A 331-nucleotide genomic window follows, 5' to 3' on the forward strand; every position below is an offset into this window, starting at 1 on the left:
CAGCCACCTGCTCGTCTACAGCAGCGCCGGCCACCCCCCGCCCGTCCTGCTGCACCCGGACGGCTCCTGCGAGCTGCTCGACCAGGCCACCGACCCACCACTGGGCGCCCGCCCCGAACACGTCCCCCGCCCCCAGGCCAACGCCACCTACACGCCCGGCGACACCCTCGTCCTCTACACCGACGGCCTGATCGAACGCCGCGATGAGGACATCGACGTCGGCCTGGCCCGGCTGACCTCCACGCTCGCCACCTGCACCGAGTTCGGCGCGGAACACCTCGCCGACGCCCTCCTCGCCCGCCTCGACGTCGCCAGCGGGGGCAACGACGAC

General features: G+C 73.7%; 1 protein-coding gene. It reads left to right on the forward strand.

Annotated features, from left to right (window positions below; all coding sequences use genetic code 11):
- Positions 1–331 (forward strand): PP2C family protein-serine/threonine phosphatase (locus IO33_RS0142205; RefSeq protein ID WP_031174364.1); only part of this gene is annotated, 331 nt, incomplete at both ends.

This window comes from Streptomyces durhamensis (genome assembly GCF_000725475.1).
Classification (GTDB): Bacteria; Actinomycetota; Actinomycetes; order Streptomycetales; family Streptomycetaceae; genus Streptomyces; species Streptomyces filipinensis.